General features: G+C 33.0%; 11 protein-coding genes. 7 read left to right on the top strand and 4 right to left on the bottom strand.

Going from position 1 to position 12,288, the window contains the following annotated elements; all coding sequences use genetic code 11:
* Positions 1-43: 43 nt before the first annotated feature.
* The 5 genes from M1D66_RS22110 (at position 44) to M1D66_RS22090 (ending at position 6,785) form a co-directional block, all read left to right on the top strand.
* Positions 44-325 (top strand): LCI fold-containing protein, encoded by a 282-nt coding sequence (locus M1D66_RS22110; protein WP_000473814.1) that lies wholly within the window; start codon positions 44-46, stop codon positions 323-325.
* A gap of 1,030 nt (positions 326-1,355) precedes the next feature.
* Positions 1,356-2,621, top strand: coding sequence for a 3D domain-containing protein (locus M1D66_RS22105; RefSeq protein ID WP_242554806.1), 1,266 nt, complete (start codon positions 1,356-1,358; stop codon positions 2,619-2,621).
* A 62-nt stretch (positions 2,622-2,683) separates the two neighbouring features.
* Positions 2,684-4,024 (top strand): C40 family peptidase, encoded by a 1,341-nt coding sequence (locus M1D66_RS22100; RefSeq protein WP_000474055.1) that lies wholly within the window; start codon positions 2,684-2,686, stop codon positions 4,022-4,024.
* A 258-nt stretch (positions 4,025-4,282) separates the two neighbouring features.
* Complete coding sequence (locus tag M1D66_RS22095) at positions 4,283-6,016, top strand: S-layer homology domain-containing protein (protein ID WP_242554805.1); 1,734 nt, start codon at positions 4,283-4,285, stop codon at positions 6,014-6,016.
* 151 nt (positions 6,017-6,167) lie between these two features.
* Positions 6,168-6,785, top strand: a complete 618-nt coding sequence (locus tag M1D66_RS22090; RefSeq protein ID WP_086385422.1) for a DUF6241 domain-containing protein — start codon at positions 6,168-6,170, stop codon at positions 6,783-6,785.
* Between the two features lie 636 nt (positions 6,786-7,421).
* Here M1D66_RS22090 and M1D66_RS22085 read toward each other — a convergent pair.
* Together M1D66_RS22085 and M1D66_RS22080 are read right to left on the bottom strand one after the other, a co-directional pair.
* Positions 7,422-8,399 (bottom strand): DUF4179 domain-containing protein, encoded by a 978-nt coding sequence (locus M1D66_RS22085; protein ID WP_242554804.1) that lies wholly within the window; start codon positions 8,397-8,399, stop codon positions 7,422-7,424.
* A gap of 3 nt (positions 8,400-8,402) precedes the next feature.
* Positions 8,403-8,933, bottom strand: a complete 531-nt coding sequence (locus tag M1D66_RS22080; RefSeq protein WP_000955512.1) for an RNA polymerase sigma factor SigX — start codon at positions 8,931-8,933, stop codon at positions 8,403-8,405.
* Positions 8,934-9,417: 484 nt separating this feature from the next.
* Here M1D66_RS22080 and M1D66_RS22075 point away from each other — a divergent pair, with 484 nt between their 5' ends.
* A complete protein-coding gene (locus tag M1D66_RS22075; RefSeq protein WP_002023421.1) occupies positions 9,418-10,326 on the top strand; it encodes an alpha/beta fold hydrolase in 909 nt (302 codons plus the stop codon).
* Between the two features lie 331 nt (positions 10,327-10,657).
* Here the strand turns inward: M1D66_RS22075 and M1D66_RS22070 are convergent, their stop codons facing one another.
* Positions 10,658-10,897, bottom strand: a complete 240-nt coding sequence (locus M1D66_RS22070; protein WP_000700224.1) for a DUF2798 domain-containing protein — start codon at positions 10,895-10,897, stop codon at positions 10,658-10,660.
* A 280-nt stretch (positions 10,898-11,177) separates the two neighbouring features.
* Here M1D66_RS22070 and M1D66_RS22065 point away from each other — a divergent pair, with 280 nt between their 5' ends.
* On the top strand, positions 11,178-11,591 hold the full coding sequence (locus tag M1D66_RS22065; protein ID WP_000120217.1) for a hypothetical protein: 414 nt from the start codon (positions 11,178-11,180) through the stop codon (positions 11,589-11,591).
* Between the two features lie 84 nt (positions 11,592-11,675).
* Here the strand turns inward: M1D66_RS22065 and M1D66_RS22060 are convergent, their stop codons facing one another.
* Positions 11,676-12,131 (bottom strand): hypothetical protein, encoded by a 456-nt coding sequence (locus tag M1D66_RS22060; RefSeq protein WP_086385424.1) that lies wholly within the window; start codon positions 12,129-12,131, stop codon positions 11,676-11,678.
* Positions 12,132-12,288: the final 157 nt, after the last annotated feature.

Here is a 12,288-nt window from a genome sequence, read left to right as displayed (position 1 = left end):
ATTTAAGTTGTAAGCTATAAAAACTATTAAAGGGGGATTTATTATGTTCAAGAAATTAGTAGTAGGAGCGTTAGCAACAGGTATTGCATTAACAGGAGGAATTGGTGCAGCTTCAGCTGATACACAAAAAGCTGTGAGCTCTCCGAAGCAAGCCACATGCTCAATTCCTTATGAGTATTCTAATGGTAAATTCAAAAGAACTCTTTATTACTCAAATGGAGTATATGCTAATAGTTTTAATGAAAATGTTTGTGGCGGGACGATTACGTGGTACTTAAAACATGTTCAAAATGGAGTTGCTTTTTACGAAGGTAATTTAAAATAGTAGATTTTTTGAACCTCATTTATTGAGGTTCTTTTATTTGTAGTTTTTAAACCGATTCTCTATAAAAAAGACACCCTAAGGTGCCTTCTTGCGATTTGCTCCATTGTAATATGGTATTGGATGCCAGTCCAATTATTATTTTACCACCTTAAGTAGTTTCGGTTATTGAGAAAAAATACAACTCATTGTTTGAATGCAAAAAGCCCTAGGGGGACTAGGACTTTTTGCTAGAATGAATAAGATTTAAAAAAGGACTTATATAACGTAACATATGAATGTTTCGTAAATGTATCAAAAAAGTGAACAAAATAGTTATTTTAAATAAAAAAAGCTCCGCGATAAAAGCTGCGGAGCTTCATAAGGTCGAGTTATGTCGTACTCACAAGGGATTTTAACATGGATGTTGTGGTAAAAATACTGGTAAATTTATCCTATAACCCCGCTGATTAGAGTTTCACTTCATTCGAAGGAATTCATGTTTTATAAATTAGATTATGATAGTTGATATTCTCCATATTGACCAGAAAAGAACTAAAAATTCTAGTGAAATTCCAAGTGTTCGTTTCCTAGTTTTTTGAAATTCTTTTATTAAATAGCCAACAGCACTAATTGCTATAAGAATGAAAAGAATAAGTTCGAGTGTAACTGGCATTTTATCTACCCCTAATACATTAATTTATTATATAAAGATTATAAGATATTTTTGTGGCTAGTAGTGAAAAATTTAATAAAACTATCTTTAAATAGTTATTTTAAAAAGAAGAGAAACTAGCAAAAATTAGATACTTTTGTATAAGAAAGGAATAGATTAATAATTTAATATAAAGAATACAAGATATGCAATATTGCATATCTTGTATTTCATATTACATTGAACTCAATTATGCCTTGAATAGAGAGGGTTTAAAAGAAATATAATAATCTAAATTGTTTACCAATTAGTATGGTAAATTATAGATAAATAAAGAAATTTATGTTAATGTACTTATGGTAATATACTGTTAAAAAAAGGAAGAGGTGAAAAGTTTATATGTTTAAAAAAGGCGTATCATTGCTATTAATTTTCATTTTATCTATTTCTACATTTAGTATAGTAACTCACGCTGCTAGTAGTTCAGAATATGTGAATCAATCATTCTATGGGTATAAGGAGCCATCTTTTAATTCAGCTAAAACAAATGGCGGATCAGAGTATGGTGCTCAAAATGTAGGAGTCGTGGAAAAAAGAGATAATGGTTGGTGGAAGATTGAAACATGGGAAGGTCCAGTTTGGATTAACTTAAATGGGGAAGAACGTGTCATGGGAGATTTCTATGCATATGATGAACCTTCTTTTTCAGCAAAGGTTGCGAATGCTGGAGCGAAGTACGGGCGACAAACATTTAGAATAGTAGATGGAACAACAGATGGTTGGCTAAAATTTAAGACGTGGGAAGGCGACAAGTGGATGAATCCTACGGCTGAACAAATTACTGTCAACAAAACAATCTATGCGTATAATGAACCTTCATTTAATGCAAAGAAAGCAAATTATGAAGCACCATTTAACCCGCAAAATTGGGGAGTAGTAGAAAAAAAAGAAAATGGCTGGATGAAAGTAAGTACTTATGAAGGTTATAAGTGGATCAATCCAGATGGAGAAGAAAGGTTCATAAACAAATCATTCTATGCGTATAACGAAGCTTCATTTAATGCAGCTAAAGCAAACGCTGGAGCATTATATAGTCCACAAAATTTTAGAGTTGTGGATGGAACACCTAGTGGATGGTTGAAGGTTAAAACATGGGAAGGCGAGAAATGGCTGAATCTAGATGGAGAAGAAAGATTCATAAACAAATCATTCTATGCGTATAACGAGCCTTCATTTAGTTCAGGCAAAGCAAACGCTGGAGCATTATATAGTCCGCAGAATTTTAGAGTAATAGATGGGACACCTAGTGGATGGTTGAAGATTAAAACATGGGAAGGCGACAAGTGGATGAATTTAAATGCGGAAGATACAGGCGTAGAATTCTACGTGGAAGCTACTGCATATAGTGTAGAAGGTAGTCCACCAAATGAAAGGATTACGGCGTCTGGAATAGACATAGGAAAAAATCCTAACATCAAGTTAATTGCAGTTGATCCTAAAGTTATTAAACTAGGAACGAAAGTTTGGGTTGAAGGATACGGTGATGCAATTGCTGGAGATACAGGTGGGGCTATTAAAGGCAATAAAATTGATGTTCTGTTTCCTACAGAAAAGCAAGCACGTGAATGGGGACGTAAAAAAGTGAGAATTAAAATAATGAAATAGGATATATCTATTCTTTGCTTCGAAAATTATATATTAGACAAAATAAAAGGGAGGATATTTTTATGTTTAAGAAAAGTATAGGAATCTTATTGTTTTTTATTCTATCTATCTCGACATTCAGTATGGTAACTCACGCTGCTAATAGTTCAGAATACGTGAATCAATCATTCTATGGGTATAAAGAACCATCTTTTAATTCAGCTAAAACAAATGGCGGATCAGAGTATGGTGCTCAAAATGTAGGAGTCATGGAAAAAAGAGATAATGGGTGGTGGAAGATTGAAACATGGGAAGGTCCAGTTTGGATTAACTTGAATGGGGAAGAACGTGTCATGGGAGATTTCTATGCATATGATGAACCTTCTCTCTCATCAAAGGTTGCGAATGCTGGAGCGAAGTACGGGCGACAAACATTTAGAATAGTAGATGGAACAACAGATGGTTGGCTTAAATTTAAGACGTGGGAAGGCGAAAAATGGATGAATCCTGCGGCTGAACAAATTACCGTCAACAAAACGATTTATGCATATAATGAGCCTTCATTTAATGCACAGAAAGCAAATTATGGAGCACCATTTAACCCACAAAATTGGGGAGTAGTAGAAAAAAAAGAAAATGGCTGGATGAAGGTAAGTACTTATGAAGGTTATAAGTGGATCAATCCAGATGGAGAAGAAAGATTCATAAACAAAGCATTCTATGCGTATAACGAAGCTTCATTTAATGCAGGAAAAGCAAACGCTGGAGCATTATATAATCCGCAGAATTTTAGAGTTGTGGATGGGACACCTAATGGATGGTTAAAGGTTAAAACATGGGAAGGCGAGAAATGGCTGAATCTAGATGGAGAAGAAAGGTTCATAGAAAAAGCATTCTATGCGTATAACGAGCCTTCATTTAGTTCAGGCAAAGCAAACGCTGGAGCATTATATAGTCCGCAGAATTTTAGAGTAATAGATGGGACAACTAGTGGATGGTTGAAGATTAAAACATGGGAAGGCGACAAGTGGATGAACCTAAACCAAACAGATTCTGGTTCTTCTGGAGTAATTGATTTAGCTTTAAAACAACTTGGAAAGCCGTATGTTGAAGCTGGGACAGGACCAAATGGATTTGATTGTAGTGGCTTTATTTATTACGTATTTAAAAATAATGGATATAACATTGTGAGAACAAGTGTTGCAGGATACTGGGGAATGGTTACAAAAATAAGTGATCCTCAACCAGGAGATTTAGTATTCTTACAGAATACATATAAAGCGGGTCCTTCTCATTTAGGAATATATTTAGGGAATGGTGAATATATTCATGCTGCTGACGAAACAACAGGTGTAATTAAAAGTAAGATAAATAGTTCATACACTCAAAAGCACTTCTTGGGGTATGCTAGATTTTCAAAATAATTAAATTGGATTCAATAAAAAGACAGCTATCTATGGATAGCTGTCTTTTTATTATTTGTGTTGACTTGACTACTTATATATATTCACAAGCAAAACAACATAATATTAATACGGAAAAATATATTAATATGAATTTTTGCATATTTTAAAATTCAATATATCCCTCAAAAACTTTTAATTGTATAATATATTTTGTCATATTTTTAGATTTTTCGACATAAACCAACAAAAATAGAGAGCGTATTGGGAGAAGACATTATGTATACAAAACTATTAAAATCAATTACATCATTATCACTGATTGGTGGTGCGTTGTTATATACAAATGGCAGCGATGTAAAAGCTGCTGAAGTGGGTGTTTTTTCTGATGTGCCGACATCACATTGGTCATATCCTGCGATTAAAGATTTAGCGAGTAAGAATATTATTTCCGGTTATGGAAATGGGATATTTGGTTTTGGAGATGTTGCGACAAGGGAGCAAGTTGCGGCTTTAATTTATCGAGTGTTAGTACCAAATAAACAAGGCGGTTCGTTTAGTAATGGTGGAACTCGTTACATATTAAAGGATGGATCTACGTTTAAAAATCCTTACGGTGATATTAATCAAAGTTCTACAATGTTCCCAGAAGAGGTGTTAACTTTAACGAATTTAGGAGTTTTTAAAGGTGATGAAAATGGCCAATTTAGACCGAAAGCTTCTGTGAGTCGTGCGGAAATGGCACAAATTCTTACAAATGCTTTCCGTCTTGTGGCAAAACAAAAACATACCTTTAAGGATGTTCCAAATCCATTTTGGGCAGAAAATGCAATTAGTGCGGTGCAGTCAAATGGAATCGCAGATGGCACAGGGAACGGGAATTTTGAACCGTATGGCACAGTAACACGTGAACAGTATGCGCAGTTTTTATATAAAACTTTGAAATATAAAAATGCCGATGTGAAAGACACAGGAGATGCGGCATTATTAACAGCTTTTAAAGAGGAAGTACAAAAGCGTATTAATACATACGAGACAAATATTACACTTCCATATAAAACGAAAAATAATAATACAGAAGAAGTGATGAATACACTTTTTAACGCATATAAAGAAGTTGCAAGTAAAAATGAGTATACAAATAATAATAGATCGAATGTTTCATATGGACTTTCTGGATCACCTGGAAATTATACGTTTACGCTTAAGATTACATATCGTGAAACGAAAGAACAGACGGAATATGTCATGAAACAAGCGAAAGCAATCGTTTCTTCTATTACTCAAGTTGGAATGGATGATCACGAAAAAGTGAAGGCGATTCATGATTACGTAGTAAAGCATGTTTCTTATGATACGTCTTATAAAGCTTACACAGCATATGAAGCACTTGTAAATCGTTCTGCGGTTTGCCAAGGTTACGCACTATTAACTTATCAATTATTAAAAGAAGCAGGAATTGAAAATCATTTTGTGACAGGAACTGGGGACGGACAACCTCATGCTTGGAATTTAGTGAAAATCGAAAACAAATGGTATCACCTTGATACAACATTCGATGATCCAGTGCCAGATGAGCAGGGCCGCGTCACGTATTCGTATTTCAATTTATCAGATGAACAAATCGCAAGAAATCATGAGTGGAACCGCGGAGACTACCCGCAAGCTACAACGAATTATTATAGTACACTGACAAACAAAATTGCGGCAGGTAGTACGAAAACGCCTGCATATCAACAAATATTAAAAGATACAAAGTTAAACTATTTAGGAAATGAATATATCGCAAATAACTATACCGAATTAAAAAATAAAATGCAGCAACGCTATAGTGCAAAACCAGAGAAAATTGAAGTGCTATACAAGCAATCAATGAATGGTGCACTGCAAGATGTGAAAAAGGCAATTGGCGAAATCGATTATCCGCAAGGGGCAAATCGAGTTTCTTATAAAGCGGAGCCTTATAATGCGAAAGAAGGGTATTCTTTAGTGACGATTACGTTTACATATTAAAAGCAACCTAGATCCTATAGGATCTAGGTTGTTTTTTTATTATTCTTCGACAAAACATGACAATATATAGATACATTCTTTGCTACTATGAGATGAGAAATCTTACATTAAAAAACTGTTTAAAATAACTAATGCAGATAGGCGGAAAAAAATGAACCGAAAGTTACTAATGGCTTTAACATGCGGTACATTGCTTATGGGAATGGCTGCTTGTAGCTCAAATGAGAAGACTACAACTGAATCAAAACCTAAACAAGAAGAAAAGGTTCAGGAAAAACCGAAAGTTCAAACCATTCAAAAGCAGCAAAAAGATAGTTATATAGTAAGTGAAGATGAACTCTCTAAAGCGGCACAGTCGATTGGTGAAATTCAAAACGAGCAAACTATAAATGATATGATGATACATATGTCTTTACAAAAACTCAAATTCAATGGGAATAATCTTCATGTTTCCGGTACCCGTGATGTAGGGCGATTTCAAATGACGAAAGAAAACATTCAATACTTAAAAAACAACTTAAATGTTATTAATAATGATGAAAGACCAAAATATGAATCTATTCTGAACAAATGGTATGATGGAGAGTTCGAATCTGTAGTTAAAGACTTTGAAGAAATTCATTATTTACGTTCAGGAAAAAAGCAAAGTATGGAGGGATCTAAACTAGCTAAAAAAATTGATAGTGATGAAAAAGAATTTATTCTCCATTTCTTTGGTCAAGAAGGATTAGATATCCATAATAAAGAGTGGAAACAGGGCCAGTTATAGAAGTAAAACTGAATTTCTCTTCACTAGGAAGTACAATGTTTTACGGAACAAAAAAATAATGAAATTTCCTTAAATATAGTCCCATCGGGAGGTTGTCTATACTGAGATTCAATAGATACACAGTAATGCTTATTTTTCTAGCCATTGGCACAAATGCTGCATTATCTATGTGGATTAAGCAGGGACTTTTAGGTGTCATCAATGCTATTATTTTCTTGTTAACCGCTGCACAGACTACAAAATGAACTAATACAGAAGATTAGCATAAATAAAACATTGTATTTCTCAATAAACAAAACAACTTAACGTGGTAAAATAATAGTTGGACGGGAGTCCAATACATATTATTAAAATTAAGATGGTTCAAGTCGGAGGAAGGCACCTTAGGGTGTCTATTCTTTTTTATAAAAAGAAAATTGTACGTTTAGACGCATTTTAAATACAAAATAACCGATTCCTTATACGTTAAGAAACCGGTTATTTATTTTCCTACTTTTTTAGAGGGCTTTTTCTTATAATGGTCTTAAATCATAAATAAAAGATAGAGTAAAAACTATATACGAAATAAATGTAACGAAAACAAGAAAACATATAAACTGAGAATTAGATACATATTGTTCTATTCTTTTTTTCATGTTAATTCGTATTATTTTTCAAATGTGAAGTATCAATTGGAATTTGAGCTTTCCAAGATCCAATTACTTTTCCAATTCTAGTTATATTTACATCTAAAGTAAGGGGCTGTTTAAAATCGTCTTTTCCTCCAGGAACTATAACAAATGTAGCGACACCTTCGGGTTTATCATTATCACGAATGCCCACTTCATTTAATTTTTTACCTGCTGCCATAAGTTCAAAAGGAAGACGATCATCTGAATCATGGATAAATGATAGTCTCCCATCATGTTTAATCTCAGGGTTTTCCTCTTGTTGTCCATTAATTATACCATCACTTTGGAGATCTAATCCTGATGTATCAAATTCAAATGGTACTAAACTTCCGTCAGCTTTTTCCATTCTATAATGAACTGATATACGTGAATCTGCGATAAATAATTCTTTGAGATGTACAGTAATACCTTGATCTGTAATTTTTTCATCAATAGGAATATATTTACCATTCTTCATCATATCTTGTGTGATACCATTTGCATCTTTTATTCCTTCATTTACAACTTTATCATTTGTAATTGCATCAGAAAAATATGAAGCGACATTTGTAGCCGCCACTTGTACTTGTGGAATCATTGCTGTTATGAAAAGTGCAGCTGCAGCTACTGCTGTATAAATGAAACATTTTGATTTTTTACTCATGTTTGTAAAGATGCCTTTCTTTTGTTGTTTTTTGTAATTTATATTAGAAACGTTGTCTAACTTGGAACGACTTTCAAATGTTTTCCATGCTTGTTCTATATCAATTTTGATTTCTTGTGGTGAATTTGCAGATTCTTCATCTAGCATTACGTTTTCCCATTGATTTAATTTACTAATTTCTACTAATAAATCTTGGCATGCTTCACATGTATCTAGGTGCTTTGTAAATTCCTTTCTTATATCATGAGAAAGTTCTCCATCAATATATGTTTGAATAAACCCGATATCATAACATTTCATTTGTTATGCCTCCTCTATTTGTTTATAAATCTTGCGGAATTTCATTTTGGCTCGGACTAATAATGTTCCTATAGAAGATATTTCAATTTGAAGTACTTCTGCAATTTCTTTATATTGAAAACCAGAGAATTTCATTAGTAAAAGGGTTCGTTCTCGATCATTCATTTTATTTAGTGTCGTTTGGACCTTTGTAATTTCTTCTTTTCTTATCCAATCATCGTCTAATGATGATACATTTTGTACTTCATGGTATTGTATTTCCTTATCAATCTTCGCTTGCTGCCTTTTTTCAAATCGAAAATGGTTATAAGCTACATAAGTAGAAGATTTAATCAACCATCCAGGTATATTTTTAATTCCTTTCCAATCGCTACGATATAATTGTAAAAATACTTCTTGTGCTAACTCTTCAGCGATAGATTGATCTTTAACAATCCATATAATCTGTTTCACAGCATAAGCATAGTACTGCTTAAATAAATCTTCAAAGGTCATATTAGAAGCATGACTTTCTTCATTTTCTATGGTTAACATGTTCGTTTAAACCTCACTTTCAATTTGATACCTGTATTATAGAGAAACCAGAAAAACGGATTTTGTGACAGTTTTTCTGGATATTTTTTATCTCGCATTAACGGGTAGTAAGACCCCCACCTCAAAATTCAGCGGAAGCAAAGAAGTTAGGTGGGGGGCGGGCTGACCGTAAAAGCCCGATTGGTGTGAGCTAATAATCAGTGGTCGATGAACCCCCCACTGATTAAAGTTTCACTTTATTATGTACTAAAAAAGCATTCATCTGATTAAAAAGATAAGTGAAAACATAAAAACTATAATTCTTGCAGTAGTTGTCTATTAATGTACAAAAAACAGTTAGTTTGTTGCCAAATTGTATCTAAACGTACGATTTTCTTTTTTCTAAATGAGAGTCTTGTCTTAAAGAAGATAAAAATTCAATGGATAATTACCATGAATATATAGATAAAGTTCATCCATATATTTGTAGAAAGGAGGCATTCAAATGAAGAGACATGATAATAAGGTTGGTCACTTTACATCTGAAAAAGGAAAGGAAGACTTTCAAATTGCCTACGATGAATCAATGGCACTCCTTCCAAAACCTAACGATACGAAAAATATAAAAACGAAATATGGCACAATTCGTGCTTATTATTTTACTAAAGAGGAAAACAAACATAAGGAACCAATACTCTTACTCCCTGGACGTGGTGCATCTACTCCAATGTGGGTACCTAATTTAGAAGGTCTAAGAGAAAAAAGGCCTGTTTATACGATAGATTTACTAGGTGAACCTGGGATGAGTGTGCAAACGAAGGTGATTGAAAACCAAAAACAACAAGCAGAATGGTTAAATGAAGTAATTGAAGGATTAGGTTTAGAAAGAGTGCATATCGTAGGTGTCTCCATTGGAGGGTGGACAACAATGAACTTGGCCAGATATAATCCTGAGCATATTGCTACGGCTAGTTTATTAGATCCAGTCTTTGTATTTGCGCAAATATCCATAAAAATGATTCTGGCATCTATTCCAGCTTCCGTTCCTATTGTCCCTAAGTTTTTAAGAGAAAAGATGTTAAGCTATGTTGCTGGAGGAGCAGAAGCAAGTGACGATGAGCCTATCGCTAAGTTAATCGAGTCGGGTATGCGTAACTATAAACTGAAAACGCCAGCGCCTGATTTATTTAGTAAAGAAGACTTAAAAAATATTGATATTCCAGTGCTTGCACTTATAGCTGAAAAAAGTACAATGCACAATTCGGTAAAAGCAGTTGAAACTGGAAAAAAATACGTTAAAGATATTGATATAGTTAATTGGAAAAATGCATCTCACGCAATCAATGGTGAGTTCTCTAACGAAGTTAATGCTAGGATCCTTGATTTTGTAGAAAAACATTCTAATGATAACTAAGTTGAAAGTGGAAAATATGTTGTCATAACAACTTCATCTCTATATAGCTATTTAGGGGATTTAGCTCATTTTTTATTTTGGCATATTTTAATTCTGCTATTTTCATGAATATGTATAATTACATGAAATTTCAGTGAAAAAGAGAGTATACTTTCGTATTGTGTAATAAAGATAAAGCCCGCCTACGGAAATAGGCGGGCTTTTTTTACTTATAAAGAAAAGACAACCTTTAAGGTGTCTTCCTTCGATTTGAAACATTTTACTAGGTTAAGTTTTTGTGATAATAAACTCTTTTAATTGGAATGAACCTACGCAGTACATCACTTTATTCTTAAGCATCATTCTCAACAAAAGTGAAGATTTTCATTATCTTTTTAACTACAAAGGGTAATAATTTAGAAGCTAAAAATGCAAGTACGAAAGCAATTCCCCATGTTTTCATCCATGATTTGAGAAATAAAGCTGTATATCCAACATTCATTGAAACCATGACGAAAGAGATAATGCTAGATATGCCTAAAATCATAAAGATATTAAAAATTAATGGTTCAAATTTTTTATTGATTTTCAACATTAACACCTATTTTCTATATATGCTTTGCTGCCCGATTTCACCAACATCTAATCTTACAGTTTGAAATCTAGGTTGTCCAGTTTGTTTTACTTTGGTGCAATAGCAATATTGTTTGGAATAAAGTTTCACTTTATTATTTAAGAGCGAATAAATGAAAAATAAAATATCTAATAATATAGATAGAAATCCGCTTTTATACCTTTCAATAAAAGAATAATAGCATTATATATTATAAGGAATACTTGTCCTTAATTGTAAATGAAAGGGGGGAATTGGTATGAGTTATGGCTATGGTCACCCTCCAAAAAAATGCTTTGAACATCATAATGAAACTTTATCAACGGGTGTATTACGTAGACATTCCGCTACGTTATTTCTTACTGTTGAAGCTATGAATGTTGATCCAGATGATACTCGTAGAGTAACAGTTGAAATGTTTGATTGGTCATCAGGTTCTCCGGTATTATTACCATTAATAGACCCTTCAACACAAACATTGCCACCTAATCGATATGTTACTTTTCGTTCAGCAGCTCTTCCTCCAGCACTTTTTGCTTATGAAGTAAGAATCATTCGTCCGAAAGATAGAGATGTTGTTACGAATGTTTTTGGTCTTAGTGCAATCGTATTTAACCCACAAGAAGGAAATAATGTTTTACAACATGATTTAGCAAAATTAGACCTTAAATAGATTTTATAAAGGTCTATTTATTGAGCATGATTAAACAAAAGAGTAGGGTGTAATCCTACTCTTTTTTTAACGTTAACTAGAATTTTAAAAGAAATCCTTCATCATTTTAGCATCTTTAATATTTACTATCACACCTTCTACCTTATCTTTCTTCTCATCTTTAGCAATTGTAATTTGTTCCTTATTATCCACCCAAACAAGAAATTCTTCTTTTGCGTCATCTTTATATGTAACGGTAATAGTAGAATGTGCAGATTCTCTCTTTTTTTGATCTAAAGTGATAGTTTTAGGTGTTCCATTTTGAACGGCTGAAACGATAGATTTTATCATTTCTTTATTATCTGTTTGAGATTTGGAAGTAGTATGATTTGTTGTTTTTAGTATTTCAATGTCTGAAATATTTGCGGAGTTTAATTGAAAGGTATATTGTGTATGTTCTTGCTTAACTTGTGAAGCTTTATCTGTAGCCGAGGTGCTTGTACAACCTATTAAATTGAAAGATAGAGCGGTTAGAGCGCATATAGATATGATTTTTTTCATAGTATCCCTCCTTAAATTTAATTATAACAATTTTCTGTTAATTTAGGTAGTTATTGTAAGGAGAAGATGTTTTAAAGTGGTAAATGATGTTGTTCATTTTCTATTAAAATTAAAATTCACATAACTTTTTTCATATTTTATGTTTAACATTTCGAAA

This window comes from Bacillus sp. PK6-16 (genome assembly GCF_056530295.1).
This window is presented reverse-complemented; position numbering and strand designations above follow the sequence as displayed.

What these genes read in the sequence shown, in the direction of transcription:
- M1D66_RS22110 (WP_000473814.1), top strand. Translation starts at nt 44, where the DNA reads ATGTTCAAGAAATTAGTAGTAGGAGCGTTAGCAACAGGTATTGCATTA.
- M1D66_RS22105 (WP_242554806.1), top strand. Translation starts at nt 1,356, where the DNA reads ATGTTTAAAAAAGGCGTATCATTGCTATTAATTTTCATTTTATCTATT.
- M1D66_RS22100 (WP_000474055.1), top strand. Translation starts at nt 2,684, where the DNA reads ATGTTTAAGAAAAGTATAGGAATCTTATTGTTTTTTATTCTATCTATC.
- M1D66_RS22095 (WP_242554805.1), top strand. Translation starts at nt 4,283, where the DNA reads ATGTATACAAAACTATTAAAATCAATTACATCATTATCACTGATTGGT.
- M1D66_RS22090 (WP_086385422.1), top strand. Translation starts at nt 6,168, where the DNA reads ATGAACCGAAAGTTACTAATGGCTTTAACATGCGGTACATTGCTTATG.
- M1D66_RS22085 (WP_242554804.1), bottom strand. Translation starts at nt 8,399, where the DNA reads ATGAAATGTTATGATATCGGGTTTATTCAAACATATATTGATGGAGAA.
- M1D66_RS22080 (WP_000955512.1), bottom strand. Translation starts at nt 8,933, where the DNA reads ATGTTAACCATAGAAAATGAAGAAAGTCATGCTTCTAATATGACCTTT.
- M1D66_RS22075 (WP_002023421.1), top strand. Translation starts at nt 9,418, where the DNA reads ATGAAGAGACATGATAATAAGGTTGGTCACTTTACATCTGAAAAAGGA.
- M1D66_RS22065 (WP_000120217.1), top strand. Translation starts at nt 11,178, where the DNA reads ATGAGTTATGGCTATGGTCACCCTCCAAAAAAATGCTTTGAACATCAT.
- M1D66_RS22060 (WP_086385424.1), bottom strand. Translation starts at nt 12,131, where the DNA reads ATGAAAAAAATCATATCTATATGCGCTCTAACCGCTCTATCTTTCAAT.